Here is a 14,770-nt window from a genome sequence, read left to right as displayed (position 1 = left end):
ACACGGAATACGGCTAAAATGATTGCAGATGGTTTTGAGTTTATATTTCGTTGCCGGACCGCAGCGACACCGATTCAGACTCTAGACGCTTGATTCAGGCGTCATTTTTGTTTGTCCTGTTTTTCACCGTGCCATTTATTAAAGGAGACTTTTGTGTCCAAATATCGTAATGATATTCGTAATATCGCTATTATCGCCCACGTCGACCACGGCAAGACCAGCCTGGTGGACATCATGCTCAAGCAGAGTCATGTTTTCCGTGAAAACCAGGAGGTGGGTGAACTTATTCTTGACCGCAACGCCCTGGAACGGGAAAAGGGCATTACCATCCTGGCAAAGAATACGGCGGTAGTTTATCTCGGTCAAAAGATAAACATTATTGATACTCCCGGTCACGCTGACTTCTCGGGTGAGGTTGAGCGGGTGCTGAACATGGCGGAAGGCTGTCTTCTTCTGGTGGATTCAACCGATGGCCCCATGCCGCAAACGCGCTTTGTGCTGAAACAGGCGCTGGAGAAAAAATTAAAGCCCATAGTGGTAATTACCAAAATGGACAGGCCTACCCGGCGAATAAAAGAAGTGCTGTCCATGATTCAGGACCTTTTCCTGGAATTGGCCACCGATGATTTTCAACTGGATTATCCGGTTATTTATTCCAGTTCAAGGGAAGGCTTCGCCGTAAACGACCCGGATAGCGAAGGCGTTGACCTGGTGCCGCTGTTCGAGTGCATAGTCAAAGAAATTCCGGCCCCGGAAATTGATGACGGCCCGCTGCAGATGCTGGTCTCCAATCTGGATTACTCTACCCACAAGGGCCGCATCGCCATCGGACGCATACGCCGCGGCAGTATTTCACCCCGTGACCAGGTAGTTATTATCAATAAAGACGGGGAAATATGCCGCCAGCAGGTAAATGAGGTTTTCACCCACCTTGGACTGGCGCGGCAGGAAACCAGCAAAGCTGAGGCAGGCGATATCGTAGCGGTTACCGGTCTGGGCGAAATCAACATCGGCGATACCGTAGCCAGTCCGGAGCAGCCGGAAGCGCTGCCGGGAATTACCATCGGTGAACCAACGGTTAAAATAACTTTCGGGGTAAATACTTCACCGCTGGCCGGCCGCGAAGGTAAGTACTGCACCTCCCGCCAGTTGCGGGCCCGTCTGTATCGGGAACTGGAAACCAATATCAGTCTGCGGGTCGAGGATACGGCTTCACCGGATGTCTTTATGGTATCCGGCCGCGGCGAGCTTCATCTGTCAATACTGGTAGAAACACTCCGCAGAGAAGGTTATGAACTTGAGCTTTCCAAGCCGGAAGCTATAACCAGGGACGCGGATGGTGTCCTCACTGAACCGTTGGAAGCTCTGACCATTGATACCGCGGAGGAATACATCGGAGAATTGACCGAGATGCTGGCCAGACGCAAAGGCCGGATGACAAACCTGCACCATGACGGCATGGGCAACGTTCGGCTGGAGTATCATATTCCTACCAGGGGTTTGATCGGCTTCCGCAGCAACTTCCTGACGGCCACTCGCGGCCGGGGCATCATGAATACCCTGTTTTTAAAATATGAACCATGGCAGGGGGAAATCGGCAGCACCCGAAGCGGAGTTTTAGTAGCTTCCCAAAGCGGTACCGCCGTCACTTATGGGCTGAGCAACGCCCAGGAGCGCGGGCTTACTTTCATCGAACCGATGACTGAAGTATACGAAGGAATGATAGTCGGTCTTAACGCCCGTGGCACCGACCTTGCCGTCAATGTCTGCAAAGAAAAGAAAATGACCAATATCCGTTCCTCGACCAGCGATATCTCCGTTAAACTGACCCCCCCGATGAGACTCTCACTGGAGGAGTCATTGGACTTTATCGAAGATGACGAACTGGTTGAAGTTACGCCTAAAAGCATCAGGCTGCGTAAAAAACTACTTTCTGCCCATGAGCGTAAAAGGGCGGAAAAATAAACCCCCAGGCTTCAATTACCCATCAATATCCAGGGTGGCATTTTGAATAACGAATCTGTTGAAATAATTACGATTGAACTTGATGATATCGGACCATACGGCGAAGCCATCGGTCAATACCAGGGAAAACAAGTCAGTGTATTCGGCGCCATCCCGGGCGAAAAAGTCACCGCGGGGATAATCCGCCGAAATAATGATGATATAATAGAGGCGGTAGTTGAAGATGTTATCACGCCTTCACCCTACCGGCGTTCTGCCGCCTGTCCCTTTTTTGGACGGTGCTCCGGCTGCCAGTGGCAGCATATAACTTACCAAAACCAGTTGGAGCTGAAGCAAAGTATCGTCCGGCATCACCTTGAAGCTGCCGATATTGATTCCGCCGCTCTCAGGCCGGTGGAAGCCAGCCCCGTGGAGTATGGATACCGAAATCACGCCCGTTTTACGGTAAGGCGCCGGCTGAATCAATTCGGCTTCATCAACCGCGTTACCCGTCGTTTTGTTCCGGTTGACCACTGTATGCTGATGAGCGAGGGTATTAACAGCCTGATTTCGGCTCTCAGGGATCGATGCGCTGAAACCACCCAGTTTTCGATCCGCTACGGGATCAACACCGATGAATACCTGATTCAGCCGCGTCTAAAGAATCCTGATATAACGGTGATTACCGGGCAACAGCATTATCACGAGATCCTTAAGGGGCGCCGTTTCCGAGTTTCGTCCCCGGCTTTTTTCCAGGTCAACACCGCTCAGGCGGAAAAACTGGCGGATATCATCCGTCACCGTCTGAACCTGACGGGGATGGAAACCGTCATCGATGCCTACGCCGGTGTCGGCACCTTTGCCGTGCTGCTGGCACCCTATGTAAAAAAAGCCATAGCCATTGAAGAATCAAAGGCGGCGATAAAAGACGCCCGAGTAAATATCCGCGGCATCGGTAATATTGAACTGCTGGAAGCCCGTACCGAGTCAGTACTGCCGCACTTGGGTACTCTGGCCGATGCCGTAATCATTGATCCGGCCAGAAACGGCTGCCATCCATCCGCGCTCAGGACACTCAATTTTTATCCTCCCGGGCGCCTCGTTTATGTTTCCTGTAATCCGGAGGCGCTGGCCCGGGACCTGACAACCCTTATTCACGGGCCTTATGACATTGAAGATATTACACCGGTTGATCTTTTTCCCCAGACCCATCATATTGAAACAGTGGTTGCTTTGAAACGCAATCCGGCAAAGCAAAGCGCTTTCGCTGCCAGGCAAAACCTCATTTTAGCCTCGGCGTCACCCCGCCGAGCGGAAATTCTGACTGCCATGGGCTTGACTTTTAACACCGTGCCGTCTTCGGTTATCGAAGCGCCCACTGCCGGCCTATCACCGAAGGAACAAGCTATCAGTCATGCCGGTTCTAAATCAGCGGCAATAGCTGCCATCACCGAAAACGGCACGGTTATCGCTGCTGACACTATCATTGTCCTGGAAGATGAAATACTGGGCAAACCGAATTCGCCGGAACATGCTGTGGAAATGTTAAAAAGGCTTCGCGGCAGGAAGCACCTCGTCATAACTGCCATGGCCGCTACCGATGCCGCTACCGGTGAAACTCAGGTCGGCACCCGAAGCAGCCGGGTGACCATGCGGCATTATACAGATAATGAAATTGATACTTATGTCAACTCCGGCAGTCCAATGGATAAAGCCGGGGCTTACGGCATCCAGGACAAGGACTTCAATCCAGTGGCCGTCGTCAAGGGCTGCTATTTAAACGTGGTAGGATTGCCGGTTTGCCTGATGATGGAATTGCTGCTCAAACTTGGTGTGCATCCGGCTGTTTCGCCTCACTGGCACCCATCCGGCAACTGTCCGGAATGCCGAAAATGGCAAACTGTCTGAACAATAATGATATCTCCACCCGCTGCTGGCTGTATTAATCATGCTTTTTAAAAACCACGGAATTTATTGGTTATCGGCAGCCGTCGATCGCGGCCAAAAGCCTTGGGGGTTATCTTGACACCGGGCGGTGACTGACGGCGTTTGTATTCACTGCAGTCAACCAGTTTGGTTACCTTCCTAACCGTCGCCGCGTCATGCCCCTGGGCGATGATCTGAGCGGCACTCCGGTCTTCTTCAACATAAGCCATGAGTATTGGGTCCAGCAGTTCATAAGGCGGCAGACTGTCGGAATCCTTTTGCTCCGGCCGTAATTCCGCGGAGGGGACGCGGTTGATAACAGCCTCAGGTATCAGCTCTTCACCGGCTGCCCGGTTGCGGTATCGGCACAGCCGGTATACCAGCGTCTTGGGCACGTCTTTGATAACGGCAAACCCACCGGTCATATCCCCGTAAAGCGTAGTATAGCCGGTGGCTACCTCACTCTTGTTACCCGTATTGAGCACCAGCCAGCCGAACTTGTTGGACATGGCCATCAGCATATTACCGCGTATGCGGGCCTGCAGATTTTCTTCGGTCACATCAGGCCCCATTCCCTGAAAAACATCCTCCAGGCTGTGAAGAAAAGAAGTAAAAACATTTTCAATAGGTACCGTATAAGTCTTGATACCCAAGTTTGCGCCAAGTTTTTCGGCATATTCCGCGCTTTGCGCCGAAGAATAGCGGGATGGCATGATAAGGCCGTGCACCGCCTCGGGACCCAGGGCATCGACTGCTACGGCAGCTACTATTGAAGAATCCACGCCTCCGGACATGCCGATGATAACACCGTTGAAACCACTTTTCAGGACATAATCACGGGTTCCAAGCACCAGTGCCTGGTATATTTCGGCCTCAGAATCCAGCAAGGACCCAATCTCGTAGCTTCCGTCGGTGGCCGACGATTCAGCATCATCTGGCCCGAACCACAGGTCAGTCACCAGCAGCTCTTCCCGAAACTGAGCTGCCCGGCCGGTCATCGTTCCCAGCCGGTTGAAAACCACCGAGGCGCCGTCAAAAACCAGTTCGTCCTGTCCGCCGACCAGATTGCAGAAAACCACCGAAACCCGCTTCTCAAGAGACAGACGCTTTAGCAAATCTTCCCTCACCAGGTATTTTCCCTTGTGATAAGGGGAAGCGCTGATATTCAGAATCAACTCGGCGCCGGCGCCGGCTTGAACCGCAGCAGGACCATTGTCTTTCCAGATATCCTCACAGATATTGATCCCGGTTTTCACACCGCCCAAGTTGAATATAGGACAACTCTCCGCCGGCTGGAAATAGCGCTGTTCATCGAATACTCCGTAATTGGGCAAATGAGCCTTATGATAAACACCGGCCAGCTTGCCATCTTCAATCACGGCGGCCGCGTTGTACAGGCCGCGTTCTGTTTCATCAACAAAGCCGACCACCACGGTAATACCGCTCACACCGGAAACGAGTTCTTCAAGTGCCGCAAAGTTGGCCTTTATAAAACTCGGCTTAAGCAGCAGGTCTTCCGGCGGATATCCGCATAATGCCATCTCTGGAAAAATGACAATATCGGCTCCTTTGGTCTGCGCCTGACTGATGTAAGACCTGATAATTTCCAAATTCCCGGTAAAATCACCCACAGTCGGGTTTACCTGTGCCAGGGCGACGCGCAATTTCTTGTTCATATATGCGGTTAATCGTAGGCAAAGCGGACAATAAAGTCAACAGCCTATCGAAGTGCTTTTTTAGTCTTCACCGCGGCGTAGTGATATAATCACCGGCTGATGGTCATCGCAATAAAGTCTCCCAGTTTCCGCGCCGAGTCAGAATATTATCAACAGGGCTTAACTATCATTGCCGGTGTCGATGAAGCCGGACGTGGTGCTTTGGCCGGCCCGGTAGTAGCCGCCGCGGTTATCCTGAAACGGCAGAGAAAAAGCCGGTGGCTGCAATCAGTTAATGACAGTAAAATACTATCTCCGACGCAGCGGGAAAAACTATACCTGGAAATAACCGGCAAAGCCCTGAGCTTAGGTGTGGGTATTGTTTCGCATCATTATATTGATACCCATGGCATCGTACCGGCCACCCGCCTGGCCATGAAGCAGGCAGTGATGGAGCTCTCACCTAAGCCTGAGGCGCTGCTCATTGACTACCTTTCACTGCCAGAAGTACCGTTGCCACAGCAAGGTATCGTAAACGGCGATGCCGCTTGTGTTTCCATCGCCTGCGCGTCCGTTATTGCCAAAGTGGTCCGCGACCGCCTTATGGTCGACCTGGACGCCCGTTTCCCCGGCTACTGGATCAGTAGGCACAAGGGATACGGAACCGTCAAACACCTGGAATGCTTGAGAAAACTGGGGCCATGCGACATCCACCGCCTTTCTTTTGCCCCGGTACGCAACACAAGGAGTCTGCTTTGAACCGCGTTGAGATTGGTCAAAAGGGTGAAAAAATTGCGGCAAAACACCTTAAGAAAATGGGTTTCAATATCACTGACACCAATTGGCGCAGCAAAAACGCTGAAATTGATATTATTGCCCGCAAATCCGGGGAAATGGTTTTTGTGGAGGTAAGAGCCAAAACCTCGGCTGCCTTCGGCTGTCCGGCCGAATCCATCGACCGCAACAAGCGCCGAAAACTCATCGCCGCTGCGGAAGAATACAGGACCCAGCACCGCCTCAACGGAGACTGGCGCATTGATTTCATTGGAATTGAGTTTAAGGAAAATGGCACCTTCATCATCGATCATATACCCTACGCGGTAACGGCGGATCGAGGTTCCTGATACCAGAACCCACCATCGACCATTAATCTTTACGTTAAGCTGCGCACTATGCTACAATCAAGCGCTTTAAGGCAACATTGAATGAACGCCCAATCGGAAGTACTTTGTTTCAATTCCACAGCCAAGCATTAAGAGCTTTTGATGCCAACCTCGACCGCGCATCCGAGGGTTTGCGCGTGATGGAGGACGTGGCTCGTTTCTGCCTGGATTCCGCCGTACTTACCTCCCGCCTCAAAAAAATCCGACACCAGCTGCTCAGCAGCAGCGGTTTGTCCAGTATTGACCTGCTGTCCGCCCGAGCGGCAGCAGATGATGTCGGCAAGGAAAACAGCACCGCCAAAGAACAGGCGGACGACCTTATCGAGACCGTCATCGCTAATGCCCGGCGGACAGAACAGTCCGTCAGGGTGCTGGAGGAGCTGTCGCGGCTGCCCGACGCCGCCGCCGACAGTCATATATTCGAGGAAATACGTTTCGCGGTTTACCAGATTGAGAAAGAATTGGTCGGTATTATTTCCCGCCAGGCCAAAATCAGCCGGCTCTCCGGTAATTATTACATAGCCCACAATGTTGATGAAATGTACGGGGTCAGTTTATCATCCGGTACCTCTTTTCAACTAAACATTGGAGATTCAAACCGTAAGGAATTATGGCAGCAAGCGGTTGCCGCCGATAAGCTCTGCCGGGAAACCGGAGCCCTGCTCATTATCAGTGAGTACACCGACATCGCCAGGGGAATCAAAGCCGACGGTGTTGCTATTAACGGCGGGTCACTGCCGCCGGAGTTAGTAAGACGCCTGTTGTCCATTGAACAGCTTATCGGCTACTCAGCGACTGATCCGGCTGAAGCCGTCAATGCCGCCGAGAGCGGCGTTGACTATCTTATCTGTTCAGACGCGCGTCTCCGTGAAGAATTGAGCCTGAAAGTCGGTGTTCCGGTGATACTGGCCCGACCTGGAGACATCAGATGACTGCCTCATTTAGCGAACGACTTGATGCCATTGCTTCTGGGATCCGGCGAGCCTTTACGGACAAGGACGCCGCCCGGGAAAACGCTTTACCTCTCTCCCGCGAAGCAATTCGCTACTGCTCCCTGTCAATACGAGCTGTTCACCGGCAACAGTTTGACGAAGCCGAAGCTTCACTCCAAAAAGCGGAAGATCTTATCAATGAAGCCGCGGGGTGCATCAAAGCAAGTGGCGAGCTGACTAATATAAGCTTCTTCCGTGATGCCCAGAAAGAATACGCGGAGGGCCGCATTACGCTGGCGGTCATAACCGGACAGCAGGTGCCCTCCCCTGAAGATCTGGCGGTGGATTCCGCCTCGTATCTCAATGGCATGGGCGAGGTTGTCGGCGAACTTCGGCGTTACATTCTTGACGGCATGCGTCGGGGCGACATGACCCGGGCTGAAGAATTGCTTGGCATTATGGATGCCATTTATGAGATACTGATAACCATTGATTTTCCGGATGCTATCACTGGAAACCTGAGGCGCACCACTGACATGGTGCGCGGTATTTTGGAAAAAACCCGCAGCGACCTGACCCTTTCACTGCAGCAAAAACACCTGGAAGGGTTGCTGGACGCCTTTAACAATCGGCTTAAATAAGAGAGCAAAATAATAAAAGGAGGTATCTGAACTAGTGGATCCAATTTTTCTCGCCCTCGTCAGCGGTGTTCTGGCGCTGGTCTTGGCTGGTTTCTTTGCGAAATTTGTAATCAGCCAGGATGAAGGAAATGAAAAAGTCCGTGAAATAGCCAAGGCCATCAAAGAGGGGGCTCTGGCATTCCTGGGACGCGAGTATCGCATACTCGCTATTTTTGTGGCCGTGGTCACTGTCATCCTGGCAGTTGTGCCTGACCTCGGTTGGAAAGTTTCGATGGCTTTCGTATTTGGAGCTATATGCTCCGGACTGGCCGGTTATATCGGTATGGCCATCGCCATCCGGGCTAACTCCCGAACCGCAACCGCTTCCGCCATCAGCCTGAATCAAGGTCTGAAGGTTTCATTCCGCGCCGGTTCGGTCATGGGTATGTCCGTAGTCGGTATTGGGCTTATGGGTTTATCAATCCTGTACTTTGCCTTTAACTCCGACCCCAACTTCCTGGCCATCATCCCCGGTTTTGGTTTCGGCGCATCGGCGGTGGCTATCTTTGCCCGCATCGGCGGTGGTATCTACACAAAGGCCGCTGACACCGGCGCCGATATTGTCGGCAAAGTTGAACAGAGCATCCCCGAAGATGACCCGCGCAACGCCGCAGTTATCGCTGATTTTGTCGGTGACAACGTCGGCGACACCGCCGGCATGGGTGCCGACCTGTTCGAATCCTACGTCGGTTCCATTGTTGCCACCATGGCATTGGGAACCATCGCCGTGTTCTCAACCCAACTTGATCTGGCTTTAGTACCTGACCAGGCCACGGCCTGGTGGCTGCCGATGATGGTCGCCGCCGGCGGTATCGTCGCCTCCATAATTGGTATTTTTGCCGTCCGCGTCGGAGAAAAACTGCAGATGACAGCTCTACTCAATGCACTGCGCCGCGGAACTTTTGTCGCCGCCGGCCTGTCAGTAGTTTTTGCTTTCGCCGCAGTTTCATTGCTGGGCGCTGATATTGGTCTATTCTGGGCTATTTTGGTTGGTCTAGCCGCTGGCCTGGCTATCGGAGAAAGCACCAACTACTTTACTTCCTACGTTTATAAACCAACCCTAAAAATCGCTGAAGCATCACAGACAGGTGCCGCCACCAACATCATTGCCGGTTTCGGCAACGGCTTGCTGAGCGTCGCCCCACCTGTGATCTTTATCGTCATCGCCATTGTTATTGCCTACAGTGTCGCTGACGTGTATGGTATAGCAATCGCAGCTGTCGGCATGCTGTCCACTCTGGGTATTCAGGACGCCACCGACGCTTACGGCCCGGTGGCTGACAACGCCGGCGGTATTGTGGAAATGGCCGGCATGCCTCATGAAATCCGTGAACGCACTGATGCCCTGGACTCATTGGGTAATACCACCGCTGCTATCGGCAAGGGTTTTGCCATCGGTTCAGCCGGATTGACTGCTTTAGCCCTTTTACTGGCATATACTCTGGCAGTCGGCATCACTCCCGCACAGATTAGCCTCTTGGACCCACACGTCTTAGTCGGTCTTTTCCTCGGCTCACTTCTGCCTGCGGTTTTCAGCGCCTTAACGATGCAGGCGGTTGGCCGAAGTGGTTTCTCCATCGTCAATGAGGTGCGGCGTCAATTCAAGGAAATACCGGGGTTGATGGAAGGCACCGGTAAAGCGGAATACGCCAAATGTGTTGACATCTGCACCCGTGAATCTCTCAAACAGATGGTTCTCCCCAGCGTAATGACCGTCCTCGCCCCAATCGTTGTCGCCCTGATTTTTGGCAAGGTAGCCCTGGGAGCTTTCCTGGTAGGCGCCACCTTCACCGGCTTTATTTTAGCTGTTTCTTTCAGCAATGCCGGCGGTTCTTGGGACAATGCTAAAAAGTGGGTGGAAACCGGCGCTTATGGCGGCAAGGGTTCTCTCGCTCATAAGGCTACGGTTGTCGGTGATACCGTCGGTGATCCCATGAAGGATACTTCCGGTCCCTCACTTAATATCATGATCAAACTGGTATCCATCGTTTCCCTGGTGCTGGCCCCGGTCATCGCCAACATGAACGGTATCTTCTAACATTCCCGCCTGGGCGGATTAACTAAAAACGGATTACCCCGGCGCTCGTCTCCGATAGTGGTATCGGGGCCGTGCCCGGGGTAAACTTTTATGTCGTCGTCCAGCGTAAGCAACCGGGTATTCAGACTTTCCATCATCACATTATAATCACCGCCTGGGAGATCGGTCCGGCCGATACCACCGGCAAAGAGAGCATCTCCGGTGAAAACGGCGTCACAGCCGTATAAGGCTGTACCGCCCGGAGAATGGCCGGGAACATGCAAAACAGTGAATTGCATATCGCCGAGCTCAAGGCTTTCCCAACCCCGGAGTAAAATATCCGGTTCCGGTATCTTTTCCACCGTCATTCCCATCATCCGCGGCAGAAAGTCGTCATTCAGGACGGAAGCATCAGCCTCATGCACCGCCAGACGTGCTCCGGTAGCCTGTTTTACCGCTGTGGTTGCGGCGGTATGGTCAAAATGACCGTGAGTCAGGATGATATATTTAATCCTCAGGCCCAGCTGGTTTATCTTATCTATAATTTTTTGGCTGTCCGCGCCGGGATCAATGACCAGTCCTTCAAGCGAAGACTCATCGCCTACGATATAGCAATTCGCCTCAATAGGACCGACAACTAATGTTTCAACAATCATGTATTCACCCCCGATTTTTGCTCATAGCTTATATTTTACTATATAGTATCTTAACATTTTATCAATACGCTGATGAGGTAGCCCTTGTCCGAACACCTGATGGCCGGCCTTGGCCTGATATTGGCGCTTGGCATAACCGCCCAACTGATTGGCTGGTACACCCGCATACCGTCAATAATAATCCTCATTGCCGCCGGTCTGCTGGCCGGACCGGTATTCGGCTGGATTCATCCCTCGGAACTGCTGGGTGACCTGCTGACCCCATTCATATCACTCTCGGTAGCAGTGATACTCTTTGAAGGCGGTCTCATCCTGAAACTGGATGAAATCAAGCGTACCGCGCCGGTGGTCATCAAACTGGTCACCCTCGGCGTACTTCTGACCTGGATACTGGGCAGCCTGGGCGGCGTCTGGATCCTATCGCTTGAATGGCCGCTGGCCATACTGCTCGGAGCTATCCTGGTCATCAGCGGACCTACGGTAATAATGCCTCTTTTGCGCCATCTTCGGCTGCGCGGTAATATAGCCCCCATCCTAAAATGGGAAGGCATCCTGATTGACCCCATCGGCGCTACCCTGGCTCTGCTGGTATTCGGGGTAATTATTGCCGGCGGCCCGCAGGATGCCCTGACCCAGGTGGTCGCTACCCTGGCGACAATCCTTATAGTCGGGGTCGTACTGGGCAGCCTGGCAGCAGCGCTGATCATCTGGCTGCTGCATCGTTATCTGATACCTGATTTTCTGCAGATTCCGGTGGTGCTTTCCATCGTCATCGGCGGTTTTATAGTTTCCGATATACTGCAGCCTGATGCCGGATTGTTTACCGCGGTGATTGCCGGCGTCATACTGGCTAATCAGAAAAAAGTCAGCGTGGAACACATCGTGGACTTCAAAGAGATACTGGGGCTGATCCTGATTTCCCTGCTTTTTATAATTCTTTCAGCCACCATCGAAATTGAAGCTATACTGCCGCTGCTGGGTCCTATCCTGCTGTTCAGTTTGCTGCTGATTGCACTGGCCCGGCCCTTGTCGGTATTTATCGCTTCCTTCCGTACCAAATTAAAACCGAAAGAAAGGGTGCTGCTGGGCACCATCGCTCCCCGTGGTATTGTTTCGGCATCAGTAGCCTCGGTTTTTGGACTGCGGCTGTCCGAAAACGGTATTGATGGTGCCGAAATCCTGCTGCCGATAACCTTTGCCGTCATACTGGTAACGGTGATCTCTTCCAGCGGACTGGCTACCCTGGCCAGCAGGTTCTTCGGTATTGCCAGCCCCAACCCCCAGGGAGTTATCTTTATCGGCGGTCAAAACTGGGTTCGAGACATCGCTTCAGCGCTGAAAGATGCTTCGATTCCAGTAATGATAATCGACCACAGCAAATCCAATACGGCCTACGCCAGGCGTAAAAAAATCAAGGCCCACTACGGGGACGCCCTGGCCCCGGGGATTATTGACAAACTGGACATCCGTGAATATGGTAATGTCCTGGCCATGACTTCCGATGATAACATCAATCACCTGGTGGCCCGCCACTTCGGCCGGGAATTCGGTACCGGTAATACCTATCTGCTGCCACCGGCGGCAATGCCCTCGGCCAAAAAATCCCGGCATGTCAAGCTGCACCTGCCGGGCCGAATCCTGTTTTCCGATGAAGCCAGCTATGAATACCTGAATGATCTCTACCTTGATGGCGTCCGGATTAAGACGGCTGAGTTGAGTGAAAAATATTCCTACCAGGATTTCAGCAAAGAAAATAAAAAAGCGCTGCCTCTGTTTCTGGTTACAAAAAATGAAGGGCTGACCATCATCACCCCGGACACACCGCTCAAGGATCGCGAGTGCTGCTTGTTGATTTACCTGGCGCCCTGAGCCTCGGGAGATTTCCATCAAACGCGGTATTACGGTAGAATAAGCACCGAGGAAGCAATTGCCGCAAAACAACAATCCGCTCCAGTTTCGTATAAGCTATATTATTTTGCCGCTGGCGGTTCTTTTTTTAACCGCCGGCCTGGCGGCTGTTTTTTACGGGCAGCTGCCGGCGGATATACACTATCGTTTCAACCTGGAGGGCGAACCTTCCGGTGAGGCGGTCTCCAAGCTTGTTTTCACGGTGCTGATGCTGGGTATCCAAGTGGTGCTGTCGGCAGCCGCTTACCTCACGGTAAAAATAATCGGACAGGTAAAGCTTTTTCAGGAAAACGCGAGCAGTCTGGTCTTTGACCCGGCCCGGTTACTGACCATAATGGGCAACCTGCCGGCCATAGCGCAGCTGATCATGGGCTACGTCCTGCTGGACAGCATCTTTTACGCGCTTCAGAATGAACACCTGATGCACCTGTGGCTTTTCGCTCTGGTTGTTTTAGTCATCGGCGGCATCGTTTTAATCGGATACGCGCTGCCCATGGTCATCCGGGCCTACCGCAGTTTTAATTCTCACCAGGACAATAAAAAGGAGTAATCTTTTGGCACAGGAAATGAACGTTTCAGGCATGGAAAAAATCGTATCGCTGAGCCGCCGCCGCGGTTTCATTTTTCAATCGAGCGACATCTACGGAGGCCTGGGCGGCTGCTGGGATTACGGACCGCTGGGAGTCCAGTTGAAAAACAATATCAAGCAGGCCTGGTGGCAATCCATTGTCCAGGAACGTGACGATGTAGTCGGGGTTGATTCCTCTATCCTGATGAATCCCCGCGTCTGGGAAGCTTCAGGCCATGTAACCGGATTTTCCGACCCCATGTCTGACTGCCTTGACTGTAAAATGCGCTGGCGCCCGGATGATTTCGAGGGTGACAAATGCCCCTCCTGCGGCGGCCGGCTGACTGAGCCGCGCCAGTTTAACCTGATGTTCAAAACATTCATGGGGCCCATGGAAACCACGTCTTCGGTGGTCTACCTGCGTCCGGAAACTGCCCAGGGTATCTTTACCAACTTTGAGAACGTGCTCAACACGACCCGCAAAAAACTGCCTTTCGGCATCGCCCAGATAGGCAAGAGTTTCCGCAATGAGATTACCACCGGCAATTTTATCTTCCGCTCACGCGAATTCGAACAAATGGAACTGGAATATTTCGTCAAACCCGGGACCGATGACTCCTGGCACCAACACTGGCTCCAGGCCCGTCTGGACTGGTACACTTCTTTCGGCATCAGACCGGAAAACCTCCGGCTGCGTCCCCACGGTTCCGATGAACTGGCCCACTACGCCAAGGCCTGCTCTGATATCCAGTACCTGTTCCCCATGGGCTGGAGCGAACTGGAAGGCATCGCCAACCGCTGTGACTTTGACCTTAAGCAGCACTCGGAATACAGCGGCAAGAAACTTGAATACTTTGACGATGAAACCAAGGAACACTACATGCCTTACGTCATCGAGCCTTCGGCCGGAGTAGATCGTTCGGTACTGGCTTTTCTGATAGACGCCTACACTGAAGAACCGGACAAGGATGACACCCGGACAGTGCTGAAACTGCACCCCAGGCTATCCCCGTTCAAAGCCGCGGTTCTGCCGCTGTCAAAAAAAGAACCGTTGGTTAATCTGTCCAAAGAAATTTACGCTTCACTGCGCAAAGCATGGATGGTCACCTATGATGAAGCCCAGAGCATCGGTCGCCGCTACCGGCGCCAGGATGAGATCGGCACACCGTACTGCATTACTGTTGATTTCAACTCACTGGAAGATAACCAGGTAACCATACGCGAACGCGACAGCATGACCCAGGAGCGAATACCCGTTTCCGAAATAAAAGCTTATCTCTTTCCCCGCCTGAAGGGAGAGCTGAAATAACAGTCGCTGGCA

The 14,770-nt window shown here is 52.6% G+C and carries 12 protein-coding genes; 10 read left to right on the top strand and 2 right to left on the bottom strand.

The window, feature by feature from the left end; all coding sequences use genetic code 11:
- Positions 1–153: 153 nt before the first annotated feature.
- Together typA and ACZ48S_RS04155 are read left to right on the top strand one after the other, a co-directional pair.
- Positions 154–1,965 carry a translational GTPase TypA gene (typA, locus tag ACZ48S_RS04160; RefSeq protein ID WP_464214390.1) on the top strand — a complete coding sequence of 604 codons (1,812 nt, stop codon included), beginning with the start codon at positions 154–156 and terminating at the stop codon, positions 1,963–1,965.
- Between the two features lie 42 nt (positions 1,966–2,007).
- Entirely contained in the window at positions 2,008–3,852 is a 1,845-nt protein-coding gene (locus tag ACZ48S_RS04155) for a Maf family nucleotide pyrophosphatase (RefSeq protein ID WP_464214388.1), read from the top strand.
- Positions 3,853–3,899: 47 nt separating this feature from the next.
- On the opposite strand, the gene ACZ48S_RS04150 is transcribed toward ACZ48S_RS04155, so the two are convergent.
- Positions 3,900–5,546, bottom strand: coding sequence for an NAD+ synthase (locus ACZ48S_RS04150; RefSeq protein ID WP_464214386.1), 1,647 nt, complete (start codon positions 5,544–5,546; stop codon positions 3,900–3,902).
- A 99-nt stretch (positions 5,547–5,645) separates the two neighbouring features.
- Between ACZ48S_RS04150 and ACZ48S_RS04145 the strand changes: the two genes are divergently transcribed.
- From ACZ48S_RS04145 to ACZ48S_RS04125, 5 genes are all read left to right on the top strand, one after another.
- On the top strand, positions 5,646–6,284 hold the full coding sequence (locus ACZ48S_RS04145) for a ribonuclease HII (protein ID WP_464214384.1): 639 nt from the start codon (positions 5,646–5,648) through the stop codon (positions 6,282–6,284).
- Positions 6,281–6,649 carry a YraN family protein gene (locus ACZ48S_RS04140; RefSeq protein ID WP_464214382.1) on the top strand — a complete coding sequence of 123 codons (369 nt, stop codon included), beginning with the start codon at positions 6,281–6,283 and terminating at the stop codon, positions 6,647–6,649. Before ACZ48S_RS04145 ends, ACZ48S_RS04140 begins: the two co-directional genes overlap by 4 nt.
- A gap of 104 nt (positions 6,650–6,753) precedes the next feature.
- The gene (locus tag ACZ48S_RS04135) at positions 6,754–7,620 is read left to right on the top strand and encodes a thiamine phosphate synthase (RefSeq protein WP_464214380.1); all 867 of its coding nucleotides are present in this window, start codon (positions 6,754–6,756) and stop codon (positions 7,618–7,620) included.
- Positions 7,617–8,261, top strand: a complete 645-nt coding sequence (locus ACZ48S_RS04130) for a haloacid dehalogenase (protein WP_464214378.1) — start codon at positions 7,617–7,619, stop codon at positions 8,259–8,261. The genes ACZ48S_RS04135 and ACZ48S_RS04130 overlap by 4 nt, the downstream gene beginning before the upstream one ends.
- Before the next feature lie 34 nt (positions 8,262–8,295).
- Entirely contained in the window at positions 8,296–10,338 is a 2,043-nt protein-coding gene (locus ACZ48S_RS04125; protein ID WP_464214376.1) for a sodium-translocating pyrophosphatase, read from the top strand.
- On the opposite strand, the gene ACZ48S_RS04120 is transcribed toward ACZ48S_RS04125, so the two are convergent.
- Positions 10,335–10,973: an MBL fold metallo-hydrolase gene (locus ACZ48S_RS04120; RefSeq protein ID WP_464214374.1), complete on the bottom strand. Its 639-nt coding sequence runs from the start codon at positions 10,971–10,973 to the stop codon at positions 10,335–10,337. The genes ACZ48S_RS04125 and ACZ48S_RS04120 overlap by 4 nt on opposite strands.
- Before the next feature lie 84 nt (positions 10,974–11,057).
- Between ACZ48S_RS04120 and ACZ48S_RS04115 the strand changes: the two genes are divergently transcribed.
- From ACZ48S_RS04115 to ACZ48S_RS04105, 3 genes are read left to right on the top strand one after another with little or no spacing between them, the layout of a single operon-like run.
- Positions 11,058–12,842: a cation:proton antiporter gene (locus tag ACZ48S_RS04115; protein ID WP_464214372.1), complete on the top strand. Its 1,785-nt coding sequence runs from the start codon at positions 11,058–11,060 to the stop codon at positions 12,840–12,842.
- A 58-nt stretch (positions 12,843–12,900) separates the two neighbouring features.
- The gene (locus ACZ48S_RS04110) at positions 12,901–13,431 is read left to right on the top strand and encodes a hypothetical protein (protein WP_464214370.1); all 531 of its coding nucleotides are present in this window, start codon (positions 12,901–12,903) and stop codon (positions 13,429–13,431) included.
- A gap of 16 nt (positions 13,432–13,447) precedes the next feature.
- On the top strand, positions 13,448–14,758 hold the full coding sequence (locus ACZ48S_RS04105) for a glycine--tRNA ligase (RefSeq protein WP_464214546.1): 1,311 nt from the start codon (positions 13,448–13,450) through the stop codon (positions 14,756–14,758).
- Positions 14,759–14,770 lie beyond the last annotated feature (12 nt).

Source organism: Dehalogenimonas sp. NIT-SK1 (assembly GCF_055384165.1).
Note: the sequence above shows the minus strand (reverse complement) of the source record. Positions and strands in the feature narration are given on the sequence as shown.